Source organism: Neobacillus sp. FSL H8-0543 (assembly GCF_038592905.1).
Classification (GTDB): Bacteria; Bacillota; Bacilli; order Bacillales; family Cytobacillaceae; genus Neobacillus.
In genome coordinates this window covers 2051332-2077459 of the sequence record NZ_CP151943.1, presented here as the reverse complement: position 1 = coordinate 2077459, position 26128 = coordinate 2051332, and the positions used below count along the sequence as shown (strand labels likewise).

Genomic DNA, 26128 nt, shown 5'->3' with positions numbered 1-26128 from the left:
TCCTCACTGATCAATAATTTTCCTATAAATTTTCTCCATTTGAAGAAATAACACCCTTATACCAGTAAAATGACTTTTTCCGTTTACGGTCCAATGTGCCTGTTCCATCGTCATGCTTATCCACATAGATAAAGCCATAACGCTTCGAATACTCACCTGAAGATGCACTTACTAGGTCGATACAACCCCAGCTAGTGTAACCCATTAGATTCACACCATCTTCAATTGCTTCGCCCATTTGGTCAATGTGTTCGCGAAGGTAATCAATTCGGTAATCATCATTAATAGATCCATCCTCTTCTACTTTGTCATAGGCACCTAGCCCGTTTTCAACAACCATTAGAGGTTTTTGGTAACGACCATATAGTTCATTTAAGGAAATTCTTAAACCTACAGGATCTATTTCCCATCCCCAATCACTTGCTTTTAGGAATGGGTTTTTAACTCCGCCGATTAGGTTTCCAGCACCCATTTCTTCAGCTGTTTTTTCTTTTTTATCCGTACGAGACATATAGTAACTAAATGAGATGAAGTCTACTGTTCCTTCTTTAATCGTTTCAAGATCTCCTTCTTGAATTTCAAGCGCAATATTATTCTCTTTGAAATATCTTTTTGCAAAGTAAGGATATTCCCCACGAACCTGCACATCCCCACAAAGGAAATTAAAGATATCTGCTTCCTGTCTAGCATGCATTAAGTTTACAGGGTTTGAATCATACGAATAAACTGGAGCATAAATCAACATACAACCAATTTGTGAACCAGGAATAATCTCATGCCCGATCTTAACCGCTTGTGCACTAGCAACAAATTGGTGATGTAAACCTTGGAAACTATCTTGCAAACGTGTTTCCTCCTTTTCAGGTGAAAATCCGAGTCCTAATAATGGCATATGAGTTGCACCGTTTATCTCATTAAAAGTTAGCCAATATTTAACCTTATCTTTATATCGTGTAAAAATTGTTCTTACATAACGCTCAAAGAAACCAACCAATTCACGATTTCTCCAACCACCATATTCTTTGATTAAGTGTAATGGTGTTTCATAATGCGCTATTGTTACTAACGGCTCAATTCCATGTTTATTTAGTTCATCAAAAACACGGTCGTAGAAGGCTAAGCCTTCCTCATTTGGTTCTAATTCATCTCCATTAGGGAAAATACGGCTCCATGCTATACTCAAACGGAATACTTTAAAGCCCATTTCTGCAAATAGTGCAATATCCTCTTTGTAACGGTGATAGAAATCAATCGCCTCATGGTTCGGATACGTATATTTTGATTGATCGATTTCAAAGTCAAAGCCAGGTTGTCCTAGTAATTGGAGTCTTGCTTTTCCACCAGGTAAAACGTCTGCTAAATTAAGACCCTTTCCACCCTCTTGGTAAGCTCCTTCTAATTGGTTCGCTGCTGTTGCCCCGCCCCATAAAAATCCTTCTGGGAATCGTTTTGTCATCGTTTATTCCTCCTAAATAGTGAATAAGCCAAGGCATCCACCTTTGTTAACAAAGCGGATGCCAAGCTATATTTTCAAAATACATCCTTATTGTTTAGCTGTTAATTGCAGTAATACCTCTTGAGACTTAACCGTTGAATCAGATGCTGGTGTAATCTCATAGTTATGATGGTTTGTTACTAATACAGGTGTTGTTAAAGCGAACCCTGCTTTTTGAATGGCCTTAACGTCAAATTCTATGAGTAACTGTCCTTTTTCTACTCGACTACCTTGTGCAGTATGAGCGGTAAAATATTTTCCATTTAATTGGACAGTGTCCATACCAATGTGAATTAATATTTCTGCACCTTCATCCGTTGTAATACCAATTGCATGATTAGTTGGGAATAACGCTGAAACCGTACCAGATACAGGTGCGTACATCTTACCTTCAGTCGGTTCAATGGCTACACCTTTTCCAAGCGCACCAGATGCAAAGGCAGCATCATTAATATCAGCTAGGTTTTTAACTTCCCCATTTAGCGGACTAACGATCGTTTCAGCTTTTATGTTTTGTTTAGTTGAAGCTACTTTTGTTACAGATGTGTCTTCTTGATTTTTATTAATTCCACCGAAGAAGTAGGTCAATACAAAAGCTAGGACTGACCCAACTACAGCAGCAATGATTGAACCGAAGAATGCTGTATTTAATCCTTCCTCAGGATGAATAAAGCTTGGCCACTGGAATACTCCAAGACCCGCCATTGTATAACCTACCGTACCGAATATTCCTAGTAATGCACCACCGATAGCTGATGAAATAAGCGTGAAAATAAATGGTTTCTTAAGTGGTAAAGCGATTCCGTACATACCAGGCTCCGTTACACCAAAGATAGCTGAAATAAATGCTGGTGCACTAAGTGATTTCATTTTTGTGCTCTTTGTTTTAATCCAAATAGCTAGAATAGAAGCTGCTAATGCAAATGAATGGACAAAAATTAAAGCTAAGATTGGGTCAAAACCTTCAACTGCAAAGTTATTGATTGCAACTGGAACAAGTCCCCAATGTAACCCGAACATTACAAACACTAACCAGAATCCACCTAGGAATGCCCCCGCAATTACAGGACTTAAATCATATACCCAAACAGTTGCTTGACCTAATAACTGACTTGCCCAAGTTGCAATTGGACCAATAATAATAAATGTTAAAGGAACGATAATTAGCATTGTTATCATTGGAACGAAGAATGTTTTTATGACATCTGGTATAACTTTGGATAAACCTTTTTCTAATTTTGCTGCAAAAAATGCTGCAACAATAATAGGTATAACAGACATGGCATATGTCATTAGAATCACTGGAATACCAAAGAACTCAATATACACAGGAGATTCAAACATTGTTCCCTTAAATAATGTGTATAGTGGTTCATGTGTTCCAGGAATCGCTCCAAGCGCTGGATAAACAAGAGCCATAGCTATAACTACACCTAAGAATGGAGTTCCACCAAACTTCTTCATAGCCGTATAACCTAATAGAATCGGTAAGAAGTAGAATAGGCCGTCTCCAATTGCATTTAAAATTTGATACGTTCCACCTTGTTGATCGAGCCATTTTATTGCAACAAACAAAGCTGTAAATCCTTTAAGCATACCAGCTGCTACTAATACTCCTAGTATTGGAGTAAAGATACCGGAAATCATATCTATAAAGCGGTTTAATAGATTCCCTTTTTTACTGTTATCTTCAGCATCAACTGGGCTTGAAGACTGGAATCCACCTTCTGCTGCAACAGCTTTATAAACATCAGGTACATGGTTCCCGATAACTACTTGATATTGACCGCCACTTTTCATAACGGTGACGACGCCATCCATATTTTTTAATACATCTGTATTCGCCTTGCCTTCATCCTTTAACTTGAACCGCAGACGAGTAATACAATGAACAACACTGTTAACATTTTCTTTACCGCCGACATTTTCAATAATGTCTTTTGCCAATTGTTCGTATTTCATTTATTGACCCTTCTTTCTTTAAGAGTTTTTTATCAAATAAAAAACCTGAACTGATCTCAAACACACGAAAATAGCGTGTTCAAAGTCAATTCAGGTTATGCCCAGTAAGGTAACATTCCTTCACATTACTATTAAATTGCTGAATAGTGATCAAAGATCCACCTCCTAAAATATAAAAAACCTAAATTGCACGTCATAATGAAATGAAGGTGCAATTTAGGTTTTGCCTGAAAAATCAGTAACAATCCTAATCAGAAGTTCTATTATTTAAGTTTACAATCACACTTTAGCATGCGCTTTCATAAGTTGTCAACGTTTTTAAATGGGATTTACTTCAACCTTTGGCGATTTGTTACTCGATGAATATGCACGGTTAAAAAGACTTCTTCATCCTTAGTTAAACTCCAATTAAATTGATTATTTAGGTAAACCGCAATCTTCTCAGTGCAAGCGTAAGCATTAGGATACTTTAATTGGATCTGTTCAAAAAAGAATAGATCCACCGTTTCCTCCAATTTTTCCTTACGCGCGGAACGGATAGCAAAAAAGCGTAGGTGCGTCAAAAACCGTTCATAATTAACGGAGTTTTCATCCAATTCCATTGTAAAATGGTATTTTACTATGTTCAGGATGTTATTAACGATCTCGGTAATTTGCACAGCCGCTGCCATATTTTCACCAGATAACTGGCTATTCACTAAATGTAGGGCAATCGATGCAGCCTCATCCTCACCTAGGGTAATATCGGTTTCTTTTTCAATAATTTCGAGGGCCTTTAAGGCAATTTGGAATTCTTGCTTATAGTATTTACGAATCTCCCAAAGCAATGGATTTTTCAAATGAATTCCCTGTTTATGTCGGCTTATCGCAAAGCTTATATGATCGGTTAACGCAACGTATAAATATTCATCCAAGCTATATGGAAGTTGAGAATGTGCAAAATCCAAGATTTTTGCAGAAATATTCAGGTATAGTTCAGATGTATCTTCGAGTAATTTAGCAAGCTTATCTGATACACCTTGCTTTTTTAATACAAAGGTCTTCTCAATTTTAGATGGATCTATCGTGTTTCCTACCTTTTTTTGGAAGGCTAGTCCTCTGCCCATAACGACCATTTCTTGGTTGGTTTCATTTGTTGTCATGACGACATTATTATTTAAAACCTTCTCAATCCTCATTTTACACCTCAACCCTAATTAAGAAATGTATATTTATCTAAAAATTTGCATAAAAAAACCCCAAATTTGTATATAAGAATAACACCATTGTTATTCAATTACAAAGTTAGGTTTTGCCTGCCATGCAGTAACAATCCATTTATTTAATTGTAAACGCTCTACTTTTAATTTAGCATATGGTTAAATATATATCAAGTACATAGGCGATATGTAACAAAAGACCTGGCACGATCCAGTGAATTTTCAGTTATCTTATTTTGATATCCCGCATACCAAAAGGTCCGGCACACGCAGGACGAATATTAACGATGAAATAATTAGAAAGTATGATTTTTTACTAGGAATTAATTGACTAAACTTCGGAAAAAGCAGTCGGAGCGGTAACTAAGAGAGTTTCAAAGTGCCCGACCTTCAGAAAAAGAAGCCGGAGCGGTAACTAATAGAGGCTCATAGTGACCGAACTTCAGTGATAGAAGTCGGAGCGGTAACTAAGAGAGTTTCAAAGTGCCCGACCTACGGTGATAGAAGCCGGAGCGGTAACTAAGCGGGGTTCATAGTGCTCGAACTTCGGTGATAGAAGCCGGAGTGGTAACTAAGAGGGGTTCATAGTGCCCGACCTTCGGTGATAGTAGTCGGAGAGGTAACTAAGAGGGGTTCATAGTGCTTGAACTTCGGTGATAGAAGCCGGAGTGGTAACTAATAGAGGTTCATAGTGCCCCACCTTCAGTGATAGAAGCCGGAGCGGTAACTAAGAGAGGTTCATAGTGCCCGAACTTCGGAAAAAGCAGTCGGATTGGTAACTAAGAGGGGTTCATAGTGCCCGACCTTCAGAAAAAGCAGTCGGATAGGTAACTAAGAGAGGTTCATAGTGCCCTACCTTCAGTGATAGAAGCCGGAGCGGTAACTAAGAGAGGTTCATAGTGCCCGAACTTCGGAAAAAGCAGTCGGATTGGTAACTAAGAGGGGTTCATAGTGCCCGAACTTCAGAAAAAGCAGTCGGATTGGTAACTAAGAGGGGTTCATAGTGACCGACCTTCAGAAAAAGCAGTCGGATTGGTAACTAAGAGGGGTTCATAGTGCCCGAACTTCAGAAAAAGTAGTCGGAGCGGTAACTAAGAGGGGTTCATAGTGCCCGACCTTCGGTGATAGCAGTCGGAGAGGTAACTAAGAGAGGTTCATATTGATGAATCAGGTGAAGGTTTCTGTTGATGAAAATGGGGGCTTAACTACCCTCGTTACCTGTGGTTAGTTGTGTTTGTTGGTGATAATCCCTTCATTGCCGCTTCTCGTTATTTTAGTTGTAATACTACTAAGAGGTTATTCTTATTATCTTATTTTTGGTATAATATGTAAAAATATAAAGGAGAGCAGGGGGATTATGAGGGATATTCTTTGGTTTTGCTACTTAGGGATTCTAGCAATTGCTTCGATCGGAATGCTTATAAATGGAGGTAATAAAACGTACCTGGGTAAATTAGATTTTGTATTTTCATTTATTACTTGGATAGGTTTATTTGGTTATGTTACGGATAATCAAATTCTTACTCCGCTTGTATGGAAAATTGTATTTGTATGTGGTTTATTTTGGGATGTAATCCTTAGTTTTAAAAAGTTCAATGAAGAAACAAGATATGAAGCTGAAACTCAATCCATTAAACTGCTGATTTTCGTAATCCCCTTAATATTCTTACTCGGCCCATTATATTTTGGGTTATTTAATTATGCATTTTAGACCAGGGGGGCAATTCACAGGCACCATCCAGGGAATTTCCAGTTACTATGGTGGATGAATAGCTGAATTTTGGTGTCAGTCACAACCCGGAATTTGTCGAAGATTTATAGGTTTATAGATAGATAGAAGATGTCCGGAGGCAGCTGGCTTACGGCATTTGGCGTTTGCGGTAGAGGATATGGATGAGGCTGTGCGGCATTTGACGGCTAACGGATAGAGGTTGAAGGGATACAAATTGACCCATATACCGAGAGGAGGTTTACCTTTTTTGCAGATCCCGATGGGTTGCCTATTGTGCTTTATGAAGGTTAGACGGAGTAGAACATGAGATCGCCATCCTTATCCAGCAGTTTTAACCAATCGTAAATTTAAGAGCAGGTTGTGGATCTCTGTGTATCACGGTCGACAGGTTTCGACGCATTATCATAATAGAAATTCTTTATTTATCGGGGGTTGAGGTAGTTTTAATCAATCGTTTGTGTAGTATCAAAATGTATTGGTTTTTGTAGGTTCCTAGTTTTTATAGATAAATTTTGAAGATAGTTGTCGAAGGCTGAGACCTATTATCGACAGAAATTTGCCTAACAAACTTGCTGTGTTCGTTTTAATAAAAGGGTTATGACCAGATTTAATCAAACGATTAGTTAGTAGATTTTACACTAATCAAACGTTTAATTGGTTTTGCTGTTTTTGCTGTTATAGAGGGGTTTGGGTGATTTTTGAGGAGAGAAGTTTGTCGAGAGACAGTTTTGTAATAATGGGTGATAAGTGGTTTAGAAATTCTAAGCAAATGGATGAACCAGTCCACATTCTAATGAATAACACCTGTCCTTTTTCTTCACTTATCAATAAAAAAGAAAAAGTGAATATGAGAAAGTAGAGCAACCCACTGTGTTAGCGTATTGTTTTCAATACAGCAACTTGGTGGGTTATTTTATTGCTTTTTAAAGTTTTGAAGGGTAGTGATGAATAGTTTGATATAATAAAAAATGTAAAGTATTGGGTTTTTACGGATAATAGATTAATAGGAGTAGAGTGTTATGGGAATGGATTTCTTTGATGCATTTAAGATGGGATTAGACTTACTATGGTCTATGTTAACGGCTGAACCTTTAGTAACTTTAGGGATAATGGTATTTTTTGGAGGCTCCCTATTATTTGCATTGATAGTTAATGTGCTGAGGGAACAAAAACTAAGAAAGTCAGGTATTTTAGAAGTTGATAAAATGTCAGGCCGGATGTTTGAAGAATTTCTTCAGGCTTTATTAAAAGCAAAAGGCTACTATGTACAATTAACACCAGAAAGTGGCGACTATGGGGCGGACCTAATTTTATCAACAAAAGGTAAGAAAATTATTGTTCAAGCAAAAAGATATAAGAAAAATGTTGGAGTAAAAGCTGTACAAGAAATAGCAACAGCAAAAAGCCATTACAAATCAGATGAGTGCTGGGTGATTACTAATAGCTTTTTTACCGAACAAGCTAAAAAACTAGCTAGTTCAAATAAGGTTAGGTTAGTTGATCGAAAGCAGCTAATGAATTGGATGCTACAGGAAAACGAAAGTAATAAAGGGGATAGTAGAACAATGGGATGAATATGGTGTGGCAGCTAATGTGGAAGGTTCTGGTGGTTTCCGCTGTTTAATGTAATAGGGGGATGGAAATGGGCATATTTCGTTCAATAGGAAAAGGCTTGGGAACGGTTGGAGGCGAGCTAATAGGGGGCACAGTAAAGTTAACAGGCAAAGTTGTGGGAAGCAAATCAAAGGAAACCGGGGAATGGATAGAGGAAGTCGGAGAAAGTGTTAAATCCGCTTCAAAAATCTCTTTGGACAATGCAGGGCAATTTATAGATGGGGTCGTACAAGGGACCTATGGCCTCATTAAAAAAGAAGATCATAATAAACAGCAGGGACTAAATGATCTAAAGGATTCGACTGGGCGGACTATCCAGGGAATTGGTTCAGCGATTTCTTATACGGCTAAAAATGCTGGAAGTGCATATAAAGGCTTTAGAAGTGGAGATAGGAAGCAAGGATTGAATGGGCTGAAAAATCTTGGTAAAGTGGTGGCTGTTTCAAGTCTTGCAATCGGTGTAGTAGATTTACTGGATGGAGCTGATGTAGCCGAGGCCGAGGAAATGAATACTAGGAATGTTGATTTAAGCGGTTATGACCATCCTGTTACAGGAGTGGCCTTTGTAGAAAACACGGTCGAGTTACCAAACGGTGATTTACTAGAAGGAACGTTTCCTGTCTTTGATTCAGAGTTTTCTGTCGTACTTGCTGAAGATTTATATTTAGAAAGTGATTCCGTCCAATTTAACGTTGCCAATGAAACCTTGTACCAAGCGATTCAAGAAAGTGGGGGTCTTGCTCGTGAACTAGGTTTATCACAAGACGATGTCCAAGCACTTTTAAACAGTCGAACACCGGAAGGGTTTACTTGGCATCATCATGAACAGCCAGGTGTCCTACAGCTCGTAGATGAAGAAACACATGACCAAACCGGACATACTGGTGGCCGCTCTATTTGGGGTGGGGGAAGTGATTATCGATAGTGATCCAGGGGCGGTTCTGATACCACTGACAAAGTCCATGTTGTGAAAAAAGAAGTTAAACACCTACTGTATGTAGATGTTTAACTTCTTTCCGGATTTTCGGGTCAGAACCCCACTCATATTGTATTAACGCCAGGTTAATTAAAGAGGAATTTCTAAAATTTAGGACGAAATATAATCTAGTGGCAGGTATTAGTTATTTGTAATAAATTGCAAAAATTTAAACAACAAATCCATTTTAGTCGATATAAATAGTATTGAAACTATTTAATCCTAAAGGAGAATCAATATGAAATGGTTTAGAGAAATAATTAAGGAAAAGCATTCAAGTGAATACAAAACATTACAAGGTAAAATGGTATACACAGAATGGACTTTTGAAGAAGCATTCAATAATCATGATATAAAATTCAAATTTGATTCCAAAGGGAGATTAATTGAATATTACAATGACATGGGTGCGAAGAGAACAAACTTAAAATTCGATGAAAATGATAATCTCATTGAATTTAGTGAGTACATAAATGAACCGACATCGGATGAATTCAGTACTCATAAAAAACATACTTATTTATATGATTTGAATGGAAATTTAAAATTGTATTTTACTGGCGAAAACCTTAGTGATAGTAAGTTAATAGTTAAACAATTATATAATGAAAATTTGCTCAGTTCTCAAGAAATTTTAACACGCAATCGCACGAATATATTAAATTATAACTACGAAAATGGAAGATTACATTCTATTGAATATACCCTTAAATCCAAAACTAAGGAAGAAAAGAAGAAACTATATTTTAAGTACGATGATGAACGAAAGGAAGTTCATATAGAAGCGACATCTGGTTGGCAGGAAATTAGAAAATTCAATGATGATAATAAGATTATATATAGACATACTACGTTGAAAGGTAACACAGTTCAAAAAGTTGAGCATAGTTATGATCATTTAGGGAATTTAATAAGGAAAACAAATGATAACAAATATACACTAGAACACAGTTATGACTCTCTTAACAGAAGAGTTATGACGGTTATCAATTATCCAAACGAAAAAATCCAATATTCTTATGAATACAAAGGTGATTCTATTTCTATAAAAACGAATCAGTATTTTTCACCATCTTATATTGTAGATGAAGACGAAAACATCGTTTATAAGAGTGTTGATGAATCTTATTATTGCAAGGAAGGTATCTTGTTTAGGGGTGGATACGGAAATATCTATCTTTCAAATAAATCATATATAAAGATATATGATCCAATGTATGATGCTAACCCCCTTTTACCAATTCCTTTGATAGCAACAGTAAGAGATAGCTATTTAGTAGATGACCATGATTTAAACAAAATCTTTGCGATTGATGAAAGTGATTATTTTTATTCAACACGTGATTTTGAGTTGCTTAAATTTGATTCCATACTTGATGAAGTTGATTGGTGGGAACCTACATCCAAGAAAAATACATAAACTATAAATGTAAACGAGCACAATATTCCAGATACTCTTTTCCACTTTCATTCAGCGGGGGACTGACTCCCATTCAGTGGTACACTCACTCAGGTAACTCTCATTCCATTTTTTCAGGAAGGTGAAAAACTATGCGAAGGAAAATCATCGGGTTCAGCATTGCTGTTCTAGTGGTCTTTATAGCCATGTGGTCGGTAATAACTTATATGAAATCCACAGTTGAATATTATCAGGTTTTTGAAGATCAGCGTGAGCTGTTTGAAGCTGTGAAGGATGAAGTCGAGAGTATTGAGGATAGCAAACTGGGGTCCCAGAGTAATTCTGGGGATATCTTCCTTTACAGAAATGGTGGTAACGCTGCTCCTGACCAGTTTCATGATGAAGTGAGTGCGAGTTTGCGGGACAGGATTGAGCAGATTAATGAATTATCAGGGGATAAACTAGATCATCTTAGGTATGCTGAAAGTGATGGAAAAATCCTCATCAGCTTTCCTATTTGATTGGGAACAAGCGTATGGGGACACCTATCATATCGTGTACTGCCAAAGTCGGGATGGGGTTGTGAAATTGTATTTTGATAAAAATGTTAATTTTGAACTGAAAGAGCTGGATGATGATTGGTACGGAACTAGGATAAGGTGATGCAAAGGCCTGCCTTTACCGTGCGGGAGGTGTAGGTCAACTCGTGAATGGTCTATACTTGTAATCACTCTACGAGAAGTTCTGGGAGATTGTGAGTTTTACAGTCTCTATGATTATTTAAGTAATGGTGAAAAGCTAGTGAACTTCAAACAACTGTCAACGAGCACACTATTCCAGATACTCTTTTCCCCTTTCATTCAGCGGGAAATCTGAAATAATGTGCTATTTTTTTCACTAACATGCTGAGCATATTCCACCCGTTTATCTCGAAACTGAGATATACTGAAATAGAAATAAAAAAGACAAAACATTAAGACTTGTCTATAAATACGAACATGGAGGGAATAGGAATGGCACGATTAGAGAACAAAGTTGCAATTGTTACTGGAAGCGGTTCCGGAATTGGCGCAGCCATCGCAAAGCGTTTTGCAGAAGAAGGCGCAAAGGTGGTTCTCGCCGATGTTAGCGACAAGGGAGTAACCCAAGTAAAACAGGCAATTGAACAAGCTGGGGGTACAGCTGAGTTCATCATTGGTGATATCTCCCAGGAGGAAAGTGCGAAGAAGATCAATGACTTTGCAGTCGAGAAATTCGGAAAACTGGATATCCTGGTGAACAATGCTGGTTATGCAGGGCCAAGTGACCCAGCAGAACAGTTCAACTCAGAGGCATTCGATAAGATTTTCAAGGTCAATGCATATGGAACTTTCTATATGGTCAAGCATGCGGTCGCACACTTGAAGGAAAACAAAGGCGGAAGCATCATCAACGTGGCTTCCAACAGTATCATGACACGAACCGACTATCCGGGATATGCAGGTTCCAAAGGTGCGGTACGCACAATGTCGTACACATTCTCCAACATCCTTGCCAAGGATAAAATCCGCGTGAACACATTGATCCCTGGAACAACGAGGACACCAATGGTACAGGCTATTTTTGATAACGAGGAACTGGCGAAAAAGTACATTGATACCATTCCGCTAGGTGAAGTCGTTGAGCCGGAAGATCTTGCAAATGCCGCGCTTTACCTTGCATCAGACGAAGCCCGCCGCGTTACTGGAACAGAACTAGTTGTCGATGCGGGAATGTCTTTGTAGGTAATACATTCAAAAAAAGAATGACGGCTCCAATAAATTATTCCTTGAAGTCCACATCTACAACCGGTGGACTAGCCTCAATCATGTTTCTACAAGTAGGGGGCGAACGGTTTAGCTGACGGGGTCAAGCCCCACGGGCAGGTAGGTTCTACCCTGGCTACTGTTATAATAAAGCCATATAAAAAATGGTCAACCAGAAATATTTTCTGGCTGACCTTATAATACGAACGGGGCAGGTTAGTGAGAGATAAAACAAAGGATTAAATATAAAATTTTTCAAATGATAATGTAAGTGATACCAACTGTTTAATTAATAGTATCAATTATATATATAAAAGGAGGAATTTTTTTATGGGTAAATTATCTGAAAAAGTTGCAATTATTACAGGGGCCGGCAGCGGTTTAGGACAAGCAACGGCTGTACGTTTAGCAAAGGAAGGGGTAAATATCGTCGTTGTTGACGTTAACGAAAAAGGCGGAAACGAAACCGTTGAACTCGTAAAGCAATCAGGTGTAGATTCCATTTTCGTCAAAGCGGATGTTTCCAAGCCAGATGAAGTAAAAAATTATGTTGATCAAACTGTAGATAAATTTGGCCGCATTGATTATTTCTTTAATAATGCTGGAATTTCTGGAAGCGGAAAATTCTATTTAGATACAAACATCGAAGAAATCGAGAAAATTGTTGGTATCAATCTACTGGGTGCACTGTATGGCGTTCGTTATGTAGCGGAAGTGATGTTAAAGAATGGCGGAGGATCCATTGTGAACACTGCATCTAGTGCAGGTGTGATCGGACAAGATTCCGTTGTTACGTATTCTTCAACAAAACACGGTATTGTTGGTATGACGAAAAGTTTGGTAGCCGAATATGCAAAGGATGGATTGCGTGTGAATGCGATTGCACCAGGTCCAACAGAAACTCCTATGGTTAAAAAATTCTATGAAGATAACCCGGCAATGAAGGAAAATGCAGTAGGCGGCATTCCACAAAAACGTTTAGGTACCGCAGAAGAAGTGGCTGAATTAGTAACATTCTTGTTGACTAGCCCAGCTCAGTATATCAATGGTGAAGTCATTCGAATTGATGGTGGATTTACGAATACAAAATAAACTAATATTTGATGAAAGGCAAACTTTATTTTTATTGAGTTTGTCTTTTTTAAACTAATTTTGGGGTCAGTCCCCCGCTCTGCGTATTGTGTAGGTATGAGATTTCATAGGCGGAGAATTTCCTGCTAATGTATATAGGGGAAGCTTAAGAAAGGGATATAAGCGGAGATATTCCGATTAACTGCTTTAAATAAGACAAAATCCAAAGATTTGGATAATATAAACGGAAAAACTCCCCTTATTTTTAAGGAAATATGGGTATTTCCCAATTTAGGCGGAATTTTACCGTTTATTTTTCATAAACAGTGAAATCAACATTCAGTTAGTAAAGAGCTACCAGAACCGTCTCCATGGATCTTTACGCTCCCATACCACCATCAACTCTATACTGAGCTCCCGTGATAAATGAACTTTCATCAGAAGCAAGGAATACAACTAAATTAGCAATATCGCTTGATTCGCCATATCGTCCTAGGGGAATCCTTTTTGCTATAACTTCTTGTTCTGTACCTAATCCTTCTTCTAAAGAACGCATCATTCTTGTGTTAACAGGTGATGGATGAATTGAGTTTACACGTACACCAGTACTTGCTACTTCAATTGCTGCTGCTTTTGTCAATCCGACTACTGCATGCTTTGAAGCAATATAGGGGGAAACGCCAGGACTACCGTCTAATCCGGCTACGGACGAAGTGTTGATCACACTGCCATATCCTTGTTTAGTCATTATTGCTAGAACATATTTTAACCCTAAAAATACTCCGCGGACATTGACACTAAGCACTTTATCGAAATCCTCAACTTTTTGTTCCATAATAGGAGCTACTTTGCCTTCGATACCAGCATTATTAAAGAATACATCAATTTTTCCAAAGTGTTCAATCGCTTTGTTAACGTAATTTTCCACATCCGATTCATTTGAAACATCTGCTTGGACAGTAAGTACATCACCAAATGAAGAGAGCTCCTCTTTCGTTTTTGCAAGAGATTCTTCAAATAAGTCTACTATAACAACGTTAGCACCCTCTTTTAAAAATCTTTCTGCTGTTACTTTACCAATTCCACCTGCTCCACCTGTAATGATAGCGACTTTTCCTGATAGTCTATCCATAATGTTCACCTCCGTTATTCGAATATTTTATCTAGTTAAAATATTTTAAATTCAGAATAAATATACTCTTAATCATTTATTTTTTCAATTAAAAATGCTCAACCCTAATTTTGAAAACTTTTGATTGTTGTGTAATTCAATATCTTTATGATGAGTATTTTTGGGGCAGGGGAAATAGAAAGAACCCCCCTGACTGTAGAGGCTGTAGGAGAGGGGGGCTTACAACATTAACGGGTTCTGTTAACTTTCTCAGACATTATTAATGTAATGCAAAATGACCTTCAAATTGTATGGTAATTTGGAGGTCTATTTTTGTTGATATAAAGGGATTTCGATAATTATTTTGGGAGAATTTGAAGTGCAATTTGTATATTAAAATATGGGGGTACAATAGCCAGTGTACCCCAGCAAAATACACTACATTTTTACTTGCAAATTGATATACAGAAAATAGCGGTTAGGCCCTGTTATAACTGAATGCTGACTTCACTGTATATGGAAAATAAACGGTAAAATTCCGCCTAAATTGTGAAATACCCATATTTCCTTAAAAATAAGGGAAGTTTTTCCGTTTATAATATCCAAATCTTTGAATTTTGTCTTATTTAATGCGGTTAATCGGAATTTTTCCGCTTATATCCGTTTCTTAAGCTCCCCTATATACATTAGCAGGAAATTCTCCGCCTATGAATTCTCATGGCTTCACAAAAATCGATGGGCTTCCGAGTGCTTATGTTAAGAACTGTCCCCGTGTTCCCTGCCCTCCTACCTGTAAACCCCCACCATTGCAGGGTAGAGCTTCACAAATGTTTCGTATAAGGTTGCGTAAATATCTTTGGTTTCCTCAGTTGGGTAGTAGGTTTTGGAGACTGAGGATTTTATATATTCTTCAATAAACTCTGTGGAATTCTCTATCCATCCTAAGTATGCAAATGCTGTTGAGCCGATACCGATTGACGGTAGGTATTCGCTATTTGCTGGTACTCGGACGGTTTTATTTGTGATATCTGCTAGTGTCTGACACCAAGAAGCACTCTTCGCGCCACCACCGATCAGTGTTATCATACCAATTTCTTTTTGCACGAGCATTTGTGTAATTTGAAAGAGGGAAAAGCATATTCCTTCCAACACAGCTCTTACTAAATCAGATTTCTTTGTTTCTGGCCCAATGCCCCAGAATGCCCCTTTTGCCTCGCTGTCCTGGATTGGACAACGTTCGCCATGTAAATAAGGTAAGAAGAGTAGATGGTTTGAGCCTGGTGCCGATTTGAGTACTTCCTCTTCAAACGCGGCGTAATTATCTGCTTCTACAAATGTTTCCATTGCCCAGCGATGAACATTGCCGATGTTAAGTAATGGCGCGATTGAGATGTTCAAATCAGGTACGACATGTGCGAGTGTGAAAATCCCAGAGTCTTTTGGTGAAGAGTCCTTGGAAGAAACAGCAATCCAGCCTGTCGTTCCTAAGTACATATAACAATCACCCTCAGAGATTGCGCCTGCACCAAGGGTACTTGCTCCTGCATCTCCAGCGCCACATAGGACAGGCGTATCGATATGGAACCCGGTCCTGGAAGCGCCTTTTAGTGAAACCTTACCTACTTCAACCTCTGGAGGTAGAAGGGAAGGTAAGATGAAATTTTCGATCTGTAGCGATTTCAATAAGTCTGGCATCCATGTTCTTGTTTTAATATTCATAAGTCCAGTCGTTGCGCCTGTTACATAATCAGTTACAATCGCATCGGTGAGCTTATAAATGATGTAATCCTTCGCACTAAAAACAACATGCACGTTTTCGCTCAAGTGTTCCATTTCATGTTTGTTTAGCCAAACTAATTTTGAGATTGGAGAGGAGGGTGAAACCGCATTTCCAATCAATTTATTCAGTTCAGGTAGCTCCCGATTAATACGAAGAGCTTCTTCATGTGCCCGATTATCGGAGTAGAGGATCGCACGAGTCGTGTTGTCGCCTTCATGAATTAAGATGACATCCTCCATTTGACCACTGAACGTAATCGCTTTGATCGCTTCAGGAGCAATCGCATGAACCGTAAACCATTCATGAGTGATGGCTTGAATTCCTGCCCACCATTCCTCAGGATTTTGCTCCATTTCATTGTTTTCGCCGTATGTTGTGTGAAGGTTGACTGTATGCTCCTTATAGATATCTCCTTCTCTACTTAACAGCACACCTTTGATTGCTGTTGTACCTAAATCGAATGCTGCAATATATTCCATAGCTACACATCCTTTAATTCTTTGCTTTAGAAAGTTCTTGAATAAACGAGGTTAATTCGTTTTGGTTTTGCGTTTCTACCAATCTAACGATCTCGCTTCCAACGACAACACCTTCGAACCCACAGTTCCATACTTGTTCAGCAAGCACAGCGCTTTTGACACCGAAGCCAGCCATTAAGATTGCGTATGTTAAACTTCTGATCCGTCTGTAAAAGGATGGTAATTCATTAAGGTCCGCAATGTTTGTACCCGTTTTACCTTGATAAATTTGACAATATACGAGATCGGCATCCTGCAAAGCGATCCCTAGCTCACTATCGCTCATTTCGTTATTAATAACTGGAATGACGGACACATTATAACTAGATAATTCTTTCCTCAGAGCTAATGCTTCATGTAACGGCAAATCTGGAATAATGAAACCATCAACTAATTGATTCTTAGTTAATTCTTTATATAAACCTGATTGAATCACGTCTTGATAGTATCCCATTGCCCAAATAGGTACATCGATCTGTCCCTTTAACTTTTGTAAAAAGGAAGTAATTTGAGCTGCTTCGTGAAAGTGTGGGTATGCGCGAGAATGTGCTCTCGTAATCACATCACCTTCCAAGAATGGGTTCATACTCGGAATGCCAACCTCTACAGCATCCATTCCATTTCGTACCGCTTCTGCTATATAGGTTATAGACGTATCTATATCAGGGTCGCCCCCAACAAAGTATCCAGTTAAAAATGTCTGTTGTTTCCTTTTATTCAAATTCAATTTGTTCTCCTCCATGGTGATCATGAATGGTCACGTCCTAACTTTTGAATGATTAATGCAAAGATAATGATTAGACCCGTAATCACATTTTGTAAAAATGTTGGGATTTCTAAGATCGTAAGTCCATTTGCCAGGATACCTAATACTGCAGCTCCAAAAAGAGTTCCGAAGATATTAGGAACGCCGCTGCGAACAACTGTCATTCCTAAAAATACAGCTGCATACGCATTTAGGAAGTAACCATCACCACCGGTAGGATGTGCGGAACCTAGACGAGATGCAAGTAGGGCACCTGTTAGTGCAGCTAACGTCCCACATAATGCAAAGGTTAAAGTTTTATAGCGTTTGATCGGAACACCTGAAACTTTTGAAGCTTTTTCGTTTCCGCCAATCGCATAAAAACGTCGACCTACAGCCATTTGTGACATAACAAACCAAAATAAAATAACGATTAAGACCATAATGATAGACAGCATCGGAATGCCAGCGACATCCACTTGACCTAACCATTTAAAGCCGTCAGGAATATTTTCAAAAATAGTTGATCCACCTGTGAACCAAAATGTAAATCCACCAATAACCGTCCCCATCGCGAGTGTTGTAACGAATGAAAGTACGTTAAAACGAGTAATGATTGCACCATTTATGACACCCACTACAAATCCAACTAGTACTGGAATAAGAACACATAAGATAACGGGTACACCTTCTGTAGCGAGCTTCGCTGAAACAACGCCACCTAAGCTTGCGATTGCCCCGATGGATAAATCAAATTCATTCACCGACATGACGAGAGTTGCTCCAACTGCGATAATAACGAGCAATGAAATTTGACGTGTGATGTTTACAAAATTATCTAACGTTGCGAATGAATAGGGGCTTAATACGCTAAAAATGATGATAATTAAGATACCCGCCAGGATTGTTCCGTATGTACTAAGCATCCCCTTGTTGAATAGCTTCGTTTGCCTTTTTTCTGTCTGCGCAATCATTCGTTTATGACCTCCTTATGAAATGAGTAACAAATATCTAGTATGTCATCAGGTTTGAGATTCTTATTAGGTAAATTTGCTACTGTTTTGCCTTCACTGAACACAACAATCCGATCGCTTATTTCTAAGATTTCGTGTAAATCGGAAGAGACATAAATGACGCCTTTATTTTCATTTACTTGACCGCGTAGGAATTCATGAATTTCAATACGTGTCATGATATCAACAGCCTGTGTTGGCTCATCACATATATAAATAGATGGCTCAGATAAAAGGGCTTTTGCAAAAACGACCTTTTGTTGATTTCCACCACTTAGTTCTCCAACTGTCTGGTTTTTGTCGACTGCCTTTACCTGGAATCTCTTCATTTCACGAGTTATTAATTGATCTTCTTCCTTTTTATTGAGGATTCCGTTCTTCGTAATTTTATGCAAAATCGGCAGTGAGATATTTTCAGCAATCGTATTACTCATAATGAGTGCATCTTCATGACGATTTTCCGGAATTAACACAACGCCATGATTAATTGCATAAGAAGGAGTGGGATTCGAAACCGTTTGTTGAAAAAGCTCTACTGAACCTGATTCAATTTTTCGTAGGCCATAAATTGCTTCCATTGTTTCCGTTCTACCAGAGCCGGCTAAGCCGTATACCCCAACAATTTCACCTTCGTTTAATTCAAAACTCACTTGCTTCACGGTATGATCGACTGTACGTAAGTCTTTTACCTTTAGGAGTGATTTCCCAACGGGTGGCTTTGTACGCGCAGATTTTTCAGTTGTCTCCTGACCGTCCGTCATATAGTAGATTAAGCGCTCCTGCGTAACTTCTTCCTTGGTCAAAGTCCTCATTAATTTTCCACCCATTAAAATGGTGACACGATCTGATAGATTCATAACTTCTTCAAGACGGTGTGAGATATAGATAATCGCTACACCTTCATTTTTCAAACGGCCGATAAATTGAAAGAGCAGCTCAGACTCTTTGTCTGTTAATGAAGCGGTTGGCTCATCTAGGATTAATAGTTTTGAGTTAGACATCATCGAGCGAGCGATTTCTAGCATCGTTCTCTCAGAAGGTGTCATTTCTGATACAGGTATAGAAAGGGGAATATCCATTCCCCATTTTTCAAGTAAGCTATTAGCCTCTTTCTTCATTTTTGCCCAATTGATACCGAGAAGCTTCTTCGGATATTTTGTATTAAGATAAAGGTTTTCCAAGCCGGTAAAATAAGAAATGAGTTGTCTGTCTTGATGAATAACGTTAATTCCAAGTTCCTGTGCTTCCTTAGGACTTTCAACTTTTACTTGTTTACCTTGCCAATAGAGGTTGCCTTCGGTGGGTGAATAAACTCCGGTTAGTATTTTGATAAGAGTTGATTTACCAGCGCCATTTTCGCCAACTAAAGCGTGAACTTCACCTGGTTCTATTGATAAATTAATGTTATTTAACGCTTTATTTCCTCCAAATACTTTGGAGATATTTTCAATCTGAAGTAACTCCATCTAACTCCCACCTTTTTAGATTCTTACTTTGCTTCAATTAGTTCTGCAGGTGCATAAAGCTCAGTACCATCAACTTCTTCGCCTTTAAACGCTTTTTCCATTTGATCGATTACAATATTAGCCATACCATCAAAGTTTTGTTTAACTGTTGCTTTAATTGGAGATCCTTTTTCAATCATTTCAACTGCTTGGCTGTTTCCGTCGATACCAGTTACGATAATATTTTCTCTACCTGCAGCTTCAATCGCTTGTGCAGCACCGATTGCTGGCTCATCCCAACCTGCCCATACAGCAGTAATTGATCCGTCTTCTTTATTTGCTAGTAGTAGGTTTTCCATTTGTTGACGAGCATTTTCGATAGGACCTGGTACTTTGATTTCTTGTTCAGTGATTACATTAATATTAGGGTGATTTTTCAATAGTTCATCAAGAGCTTCTGTACGTTTTAAAACACCTGGATGTGGTCTGTGAGTGAAAACGATAAGGTTTCCTTCTTCACCGATTTGTTCTACTAAGTATTCAGAAATCATTTTTGACATTGCTGTATTATCACTTGTTGCATTTAATGTCATACCTTCAATATAGGCAGAGTCACTACCGAATACTAAAATATTGTTTTCTTTTGCTTTTTGAATTTGAGATTTTACTTGGTTCGGGTCAGTACTTACTAAGATAATTGCATTAACTTTTGAAGAAATTACATCTTCCATTCTCGATGCTAATGCTCCTACATCACCGTTTGTATCGATTGTATTTACATCCCAGCCTTTGTCTTTTGCACTTTTTTCGAGAGTGTCAACCATTTGTTTCGTTGTTACGGAAGATAAAAATGGAGTTAAGATAGCGATTTTCTTTTTGTCTTCTTTGCCACCTGTTGATTTTTCACCACATGCAGTTAATGTAAGTAATAAAAGAGATACTGCTACGATTAACGTTACTATTTTTTTCATTTGAATTTTCCCCCTAGGAATTTTTTTGAATATCTATAATCATTTTTGCTGTTTTCATATCAGTGACCAAAACGTTGATCCATCCACCTGTTAAAGCAGCGTGAATACCCCTTGTTTTGACATCACCACGTGCCACTCCTAAAACAAGTGGTACATTTTTTAAATCCGTTCCATTGATCCCTATCATTCTATCTGAAAAGGAGGTGGAAATTTGTTCACCAGTTGGACCAATAAAAGAGGTGGCTATACTCGCTACAGCACCATCGTTCTCTAGTACAGAAATATCTCCCTCGGACATGTTCGTAGATTTCACATGTGTTGCATCTTTGGAAATTTGACCAATCCCGACGAGAGCAACGTCCACTTTCGAATAAAATTCGATTAACTTGGCAATCTCCGGTTCGTGAACTAGTGTTTCTTTCGCGTTTTCAGTGCGTACTACTGCCGGTGCGTGTAAAACAGAATAAGTATTTTTCGTATTCTTTCCAAGCAAGAAAGCATTTGTATTGGAGTGCCACTCCATTCCATCCGAACCCCAACCGCCAACTAACGGTACGAAATGAACATTGGATTTCTGAGGATCCTTGACCTCTTTTGCCAGGGCAGTAATTGATTTACCAGCCATAACACCAACGACATCATTATCTTTGAGAACGTTTTCAAAAAAGGCTGCAGCAGCTTTGCCTATTAACATATCAGCTAGCATGTCATCAGCATCCGTCGTATCGACAACGATCACTTCACGCAGATTATAGAGTTCCATTAGCTGGTTTTCTAATAGAGTTTCATCACTAAATGGATTTCTAATCGTTATCTCGACAATGCCTTCCGCCTTAGAAGCAGATAGAAATCGACTAACCTGAGACCTCGAAATGTTATACTTGGAAGCAATTTGCTGTTGGTTCATCCCATCTTGATAGTAAAGCTGACTTATTTTCACAAGTAATCTCAGTCTCTCGTTATCCACAAAATCACACCCCCTAGCTTAATTAATGCACATTTGTGCAATGGTGAATATTTGTTCAAAAGATAATTATAATGTACCTAATGTTGCGAATAATGTCAATAATGGGAAAAAAAAATTTCGAGGTCAGACCTCCGCAACGCACAGGCACCATCCAGTGAATTTCCAATAGTAACATCTATCAACATAGTCGTAAAATTTGGACTTCCGAGGCAAGACGAAATGCAGGGAGACTCCCATGTTTCATTGAACTTTTGGGTGATGGGCTAGAAGAATGTTGCTATGTACCGGAGGGACATGTTTCGACGCATTTTCTAATAGAAACTCTTTTTTTATCAATGGTTGGGGTAGTTTTAATCAATCGTTTGTGTAGTATCAAAATGTGCTAGTTTTTGTAGGTTAATAGTTTTTATAAATTAATATTGAAGATTGTTAGCAAAGGCTGAGACCTATCATCGACAGAAAATGTTCTAACCAACTGGGATGTGTTCGTTTAACTAAAGGGTTTTGGATGTATTTAATCAAGCGATTAGTTATTGGAATTTTGATTAATTAAACGTTTGATAGGATTTGCTGATTTTGCTGTTGTAAAGGGGTTTTTGTGGTTTTTGATGCGTGAAGTTTGTCGAGAGGAAGTTTTGTAATAATGGGTGAAAAGGGGTTTGGTTTTCAGATGGGATTCATGCATGGATAGTAAAATTTTTCAGGTAGTAATAAGGCATGATTCCATGTACGATGAAATCATGCTTTTATTTTTGTTTAGTTAGTGAATAGTAATAGAAAATGAGATTTATATTGCCTTGGAGGATATTATGATAAAAATTAAGGCTGATTCAACATGTGATTTGTCTGATGAAGTACTAGAGATGTACGATATCAGCTTGGCTCCGCTCACGATAAACATAGAGGGGAAAATATATAGAGACAGGGTTGATATCCAACCGGATGAGTTCTACGGAATGATGGAAGCGCTACCCGAGTTTCCGACTACAGGTATGCCAAGTCCGGCCGAATATCTAAAAAAAATTAAACAGGCTGTTGAAGCAGGTTATAAAGAAATACTATGTATATGCATGTCCAGTGGAACGAGTGGTGCGTACCAATCTGCCGTTCTAGCCAAGGATTATTTCTTTGAGGAAAACCCGGAATCAACCATAAAAGTGCATGTGGTAGATTCAAAGTGTATGAGTCATGGCAGTGGCTGGCTAATCATGAAAAGTGCGATGATGAGGGAACAGGGTGCTTCGTTTGAAGAAATTATTGCTTTTAATGAAAATTATAAGAAAAAGGTAAAGCATTTCCTATCCGTGGTTGATTTAGATCATTTAATAAAGAGTGGCAGGCTCACTAATGCAAGTGCCATAATAGGAAAAATCCTCATGTTAAAGCCAATTATGTCCATGAAGGATGGAAAAGGGGCCATAGTTGGAAAGGAAAGAGGATTAAAAAGAGTACTTAAGCATTACACTCAAGAGTTTATGAATAGAAATGATATAGAAATGACAAACTTTATCATCATCGGTTATACATCGGATAGTAAAGTTGCTGAAAATCTTAAAGCCAAAATTCTATTGGATACTGACTTTTCGGGAGATATCCATATTATGCAAATGGGCGTATCGGTTGGGACTCATGTTGGCTTAGGCGCAATTTCTATGTTTTTTATAGAAAATTGATCGAGTTCCGGTGCCAGGCACCATCTAGTGAATTTCCAATAGTAACATCTATCAACCAAATCGAAAAATTTGGACCTGCGGGGAAAGATGGAATGCAGGGAGACTCCCATGATTCATTGAACTTTGGGTGATGAGTTGAAGAATGTCGCTACGTACAGTAGGGACATGTTTCGACGCATTTTCTAATAGAAACTCTCTATTTATCAGTGGTTTGGGTGGTTTTAATCAATTGTTTGTGTAGTATCAAAATGTGTTAGTTTTTGTAGGTTAATAGTTTTTATAAATAAATACTGATGATTGTTATCGAAGATTGAGGCCTATCATCGACAAGAAATTTTCTAATGAACTGGGCTGTGTTCGTTTAATTAAAGGGTTTTGGCCGTATTTAATCAAACGATTATTTAGTATATTTTCCGCTAATTAAACGTTTGATTGGCTTTGCTGTTTTTACTGTTATAAAGGGGTTTGAGTGATTTTTGATTTGAGAAGCTTGTCGAGAGGTGGTTTTGTAATAATGGGTGAAAAGTGGTTCGGATTTGCAGCCTATGGATGAACCAGGTAAGACTTCCAGTCGAAGGACAGGGGATATCCAACTAGCTAGTGTCACCTGTGGTAAGTGCAAAACCTTCAGTCCCATTAATTCTACACCTTCATCCGCTCAGGCAGATTCTGAATCGATTGGACGACGACATCAAGTTTTGATTCAATTCGATGCAGCAAGTAGAGCGTCACAACGATTGGGAATCCTACCTTACTTATGAAGGGAATGATCTGTTTTTGTTCCTTTCTTCTAGCGTAGAAAGAGTTCGGATCCATCCCTGAATCTGGCCTCCAACTCCATTAAACAAGTTTATGCTATTCAACAATCCGATTGTGGAGTAACGAAAAAGCCCAATTTCCCAGCATTATAATTGAGAAATCAGGCTTTTACTATTGGAATTTCTTTAACAGTGTAAATTCGCGATTTCCGATCGTTACTCCTTATGGAAAAATTAAAGCTTGTATTAATTCGAGTGCAGCGGTACCTATTATTGGAGCAATTTTTAACAGCATTTACCCATCATTTGTTGAAATTAGTGGTTTAAGTGGGTCTTTTGCAGGTGAAGCTAAAAAATTGATGAATCGTTCCCATCTATTCCCACGTTAATTAACTTTTTAGTAGAGCATGCCTACGTTTTTAAATTCTAGTTCATTTTCTGTAATGGTTTCAACCACTTGTCCTTCAGACAAAATATGAACCTTTTTATTATTATTATTAATTTCTAAATGTCCAGCTGGGTAAGCCTCATCGATTTTATCTAAAGCTATCCCGAAAGATTCATTGCGAGGTCCAAAGATTTGGAAACTAAAGAATCCTCCACTGCCTGACCATTTTCCTACAATTGGATAATCCAAACCATCTTCAGATAATTTAGCTACTCCCAAAAACATGAGAGGTTCCGTATTGTTATAATTTTCGATAGGTTGAATTTCGTAGAAAATGATCCATTTCCCACTAGTAGAGTCAAAACGGAAAAACTCAACTCTAGAATAACCATATTCTTGGTTTACCTTCATTAACTCGGGAAACTCATCAGGGAGTACGTTTATTTCTGTTACTATGGCTGTTGGATAGTCCCCAGGTGTATAAGAAGCAGAGCTATCTGTCATATGGTTTTGTTGCTTAATTTGCTCAATGCCGTTTTCCACATACATATCAACGTGTTCAAGGAATTCTGCATCGTTTTTTTCAACGGATTTCCCTGTTTGTTTTTCAAATTTTTCCTTGTTTTTTTCGATTTCTTTTTTATCAGGGAGATTTCCTAAACCACTAATGGAGAAACTGTCAGTGGAATCTGAAAAATAAATTTGTTCTTCGTCAGAATCCCATGTGCAAGATTCCAGATTACTACATTCACCAAAATGATTAAAAACTTCTTTTATAAATGTCCCTCTCTCATCATCACTCTGCCAATTGATCACTTCATCGGAAAAAATGTACTGAACCTCTTGCAAATAAACTTTCCCAGTAAAATGTAATGATATTGCAACTGGGACTCCTCTTACTGTTCCTTCATAATGAAGATAAAGGTTATCATCTGTATCGTGACTTAATAGGTAATTTCCATAATAGACATCATCTTGATCCGAATAAGCATATATGCGTGAAAAACCAGTTTGTTCCATGACTCCTTCCGCTTCGTTAGGAGTCAGTCCCCATTTTAGTTCTTTATTAAGGTCATCAAATTGTGTCCATTTGCTGTCGCTGACTTCACCTGCATCTGTGTAAGAGGTACCACGTATTTCTCCTTCTTTTGCCGTATTGGTTTCGCCTTCTCCGCAAGCCGTTAATAAAATTGTGAACACAAGAATGATAGAGTATAGTTTCTTTTTCAAAATAGCCTCCTGTATGCTCTAGTATGTATGCAGCCTTATATGTTAATGAAACTTTTGTAATGATTCACTCCTTTTGAAGTTTCTCAGTTTTGCAAGCTGCTAAATCATTATAATGGGTTTTTCGGGAAAAATGGGCAAATTTACTTAGATTTTTAATCAAAACATTTTTGTGTTACAAATCAACAGATTTGTTTGTTTTTTGGTTAAGATTTGGTGTTTTAGAAGGTTGAGATTTTTTATTAAAACTCTTAATTTTTGCTATTATATTAAAAGTAAGTGTGTTGACCGACCAATCAC

Annotated in this window: 20 protein-coding genes and 1 pseudogene; 9 read left to right on the top strand and 12 right to left on the bottom strand. The window is 38.0% G+C overall.

Features of this window, described 5'->3' with window-relative positions:
* Positions 1 to 22 precede the first annotated feature (22 nt).
* The 3 genes from NSS81_RS10260 to NSS81_RS10250 form a co-directional block, all read right to left on the bottom strand.
* Positions 23 to 1456: a 6-phospho-beta-glucosidase gene (locus NSS81_RS10260; protein WP_342433402.1), complete on the bottom strand. Its 1434-nt coding sequence runs from the start codon at positions 1454 to 1456 to the stop codon at positions 23 to 25.
* Positions 1457 to 1543: 87 nt separating this feature from the next.
* Complete coding sequence (locus NSS81_RS10255) at positions 1544 to 3457, bottom strand: beta-glucoside-specific PTS transporter subunit IIABC (protein ID WP_342433401.1); 1914 nt, start codon at positions 3455 to 3457, stop codon at positions 1544 to 1546.
* A gap of 329 nt (positions 3458 to 3786) precedes the next feature.
* Positions 3787 to 4635: a PRD domain-containing protein gene (locus NSS81_RS10250; RefSeq protein ID WP_342433400.1), complete on the bottom strand. Its 849-nt coding sequence runs from the start codon at positions 4633 to 4635 to the stop codon at positions 3787 to 3789.
* Positions 4636 to 6013: 1378 nt separating this feature from the next.
* Here NSS81_RS10250 and NSS81_RS10245 point away from each other — a divergent pair.
* The 8 genes and pseudogenes from NSS81_RS10245 (at position 6014) to NSS81_RS10210 (ending at position 13253) form a co-directional block, all read left to right on the top strand.
* Positions 6014 to 6367, top strand: coding sequence for a hypothetical protein (locus NSS81_RS10245; RefSeq protein ID WP_342433399.1), 354 nt, complete (start codon positions 6014 to 6016; stop codon positions 6365 to 6367).
* Between the two features lie 133 nt (positions 6368 to 6500).
* A pseudogene (locus tag NSS81_RS10240) lies at positions 6501 to 6679 on the top strand (VOC family protein); the annotation flags it as partial.
* Positions 6680 to 7407: 728 nt separating this feature from the next.
* Positions 7408 to 7962, top strand: a complete 555-nt coding sequence (locus NSS81_RS10235) for a restriction endonuclease (RefSeq protein ID WP_342433398.1) — start codon at positions 7408 to 7410, stop codon at positions 7960 to 7962.
* Positions 7963 to 8030: 68 nt separating this feature from the next.
* Positions 8031 to 8927, top strand: coding sequence for an HNH endonuclease (locus NSS81_RS10230; protein ID WP_342433397.1), 897 nt, complete (start codon positions 8031 to 8033; stop codon positions 8925 to 8927).
* A gap of 289 nt (positions 8928 to 9216) precedes the next feature.
* A complete protein-coding gene (locus NSS81_RS10225; RefSeq protein ID WP_342433396.1) occupies positions 9217 to 10398 on the top strand; it encodes a hypothetical protein in 1182 nt (393 codons plus the stop codon).
* 131 nt (positions 10399 to 10529) lie between these two features.
* Positions 10530 to 10898, top strand: coding sequence for a hypothetical protein (locus NSS81_RS10220; protein ID WP_342433395.1), 369 nt, complete (start codon positions 10530 to 10532; stop codon positions 10896 to 10898).
* A 492-nt stretch (positions 10899 to 11390) separates the two neighbouring features.
* Positions 11391 to 12140 carry an SDR family oxidoreductase gene (locus NSS81_RS10215; protein ID WP_342433394.1) on the top strand — a complete coding sequence of 250 codons (750 nt, stop codon included), beginning with the start codon at positions 11391 to 11393 and terminating at the stop codon, positions 12138 to 12140.
* A gap of 351 nt (positions 12141 to 12491) precedes the next feature.
* Complete coding sequence (locus tag NSS81_RS10210; RefSeq protein ID WP_342433393.1) at positions 12492 to 13253, top strand: glucose 1-dehydrogenase; 762 nt, start codon at positions 12492 to 12494, stop codon at positions 13251 to 13253.
* A gap of 358 nt (positions 13254 to 13611) precedes the next feature.
* Here NSS81_RS10210 and NSS81_RS10205 read toward each other — a convergent pair whose 3' ends face one another.
* The 7 genes from NSS81_RS10205 to NSS81_RS10175 all read right to left on the bottom strand — a co-directional run bounded on the left by NSS81_RS10205 (position 13612) and on the right by NSS81_RS10175 (position 21782).
* Positions 13612 to 14364 (bottom strand): SDR family NAD(P)-dependent oxidoreductase, encoded by a 753-nt coding sequence (locus NSS81_RS10205; protein ID WP_342433392.1) that lies wholly within the window; start codon positions 14362 to 14364, stop codon positions 13612 to 13614.
* 765 nt (positions 14365 to 15129) lie between these two features.
* A complete protein-coding gene (locus NSS81_RS10200; RefSeq protein WP_342433391.1) occupies positions 15130 to 16602 on the bottom strand; it encodes an FGGY family carbohydrate kinase in 1473 nt (490 codons plus the stop codon).
* A 13-nt stretch (positions 16603 to 16615) separates the two neighbouring features.
* The gene (gene trpA, locus NSS81_RS10195; protein ID WP_342433390.1) at positions 16616 to 17368 is read right to left on the bottom strand and encodes a tryptophan synthase subunit alpha; all 753 of its coding nucleotides are present in this window, start codon (positions 17366 to 17368) and stop codon (positions 16616 to 16618) included.
* A gap of 20 nt (positions 17369 to 17388) precedes the next feature.
* Entirely contained in the window at positions 17389 to 18360 is a 972-nt protein-coding gene (locus tag NSS81_RS10190; protein ID WP_342433389.1) for an ABC transporter permease, read from the bottom strand.
* Positions 18357 to 19865 (bottom strand): sugar ABC transporter ATP-binding protein, encoded by a 1509-nt coding sequence (locus NSS81_RS10185; RefSeq protein ID WP_342433388.1) that lies wholly within the window; start codon positions 19863 to 19865, stop codon positions 18357 to 18359. The genes NSS81_RS10190 and NSS81_RS10185 overlap by 4 nt, the downstream gene beginning before the upstream one ends.
* Before the next feature lie 23 nt (positions 19866 to 19888).
* Positions 19889 to 20815 carry a substrate-binding domain-containing protein gene (locus NSS81_RS10180; protein WP_342433387.1) on the bottom strand — a complete coding sequence of 309 codons (927 nt, stop codon included), beginning with the start codon at positions 20813 to 20815 and terminating at the stop codon, positions 19889 to 19891.
* 13 nt (positions 20816 to 20828) lie between these two features.
* Entirely contained in the window at positions 20829 to 21782 is a 954-nt protein-coding gene (locus tag NSS81_RS10175) for a sugar-binding transcriptional regulator (protein WP_342433386.1), read from the bottom strand.
* A gap of 809 nt (positions 21783 to 22591) precedes the next feature.
* Here NSS81_RS10175 and NSS81_RS10170 point away from each other — a divergent pair.
* Entirely contained in the window at positions 22592 to 23455 is an 864-nt protein-coding gene (locus tag NSS81_RS10170) for a DegV family protein (RefSeq protein WP_342433385.1), read from the top strand.
* 642 nt (positions 23456 to 24097) lie between these two features.
* Here the strand turns inward: NSS81_RS10170 and NSS81_RS10165 are convergent.
* Both NSS81_RS10165 and NSS81_RS10160 read right to left on the bottom strand, forming a co-directional pair.
* Positions 24098 to 24271 (bottom strand): YvrJ family protein, encoded by a 174-nt coding sequence (locus tag NSS81_RS10165; RefSeq protein WP_342433384.1) that lies wholly within the window; start codon positions 24269 to 24271, stop codon positions 24098 to 24100.
* Positions 24272 to 24610: 339 nt separating this feature from the next.
* Positions 24611 to 25831: a hypothetical protein gene (locus NSS81_RS10160; RefSeq protein ID WP_342433383.1), complete on the bottom strand. Its 1221-nt coding sequence runs from the start codon at positions 25829 to 25831 to the stop codon at positions 24611 to 24613.
* Positions 25832 to 26128 lie beyond the last annotated feature (297 nt).